The organism is Paracraurococcus lichenis (assembly GCF_030657435.1).
Taxonomy (GTDB): domain Bacteria; phylum Pseudomonadota; class Alphaproteobacteria; order Acetobacterales; family Acetobacteraceae; genus Paracraurococcus; species Paracraurococcus lichenis.
Genome location: NZ_JAUTWS010000538.1, coordinates 1 through 360 on the forward strand (window position 1 = coordinate 1; position 360 = coordinate 360).

Genomic DNA, 360 nt, shown 5'->3' on the forward strand with positions numbered 1-360 from the left:
GGAAGCCGTCCGCGACTGGGAAGCAAAGCTCGCACCGTTGCTGGCGGACGAACTCCGCCGGCGCCGGCATGGCAAGGGTGGTGCCCACGGCCGGCATTGGCACGCCGACGAAACGTACATCAAGGTCCGTGGCCGCTGGGCGTACCTGTATCGGGCCATCGACCGCGACGGCAATCTCGTCGACACCATGCTGAGCGAGCACCGGGACATGGCAGCGGCCCAAGCGTTCTTCCGCTCGGCCAAGGCTGCCAGTGGCATCACCCCCGAGCGTGTCACCACCGACGGGCACGGTTCCTACCCACGGGCGATCCCCGCGACGCTCGGCCGTCGGGTCGTGCATCGGACCAGCGCCTTCAAGAA

1 protein-coding gene is annotated in these 360 nt (G+C 68.3%); it reads left to right on the forward strand.

Translation table 11 applies throughout. The features are described 5' to 3' along the window. Positions 1-360: DDE-type integrase/transposase/recombinase (locus Q7A36_RS41150; RefSeq protein ID WP_305109534.1), on the forward strand; the 360-nt coding region annotated here is incomplete at both ends.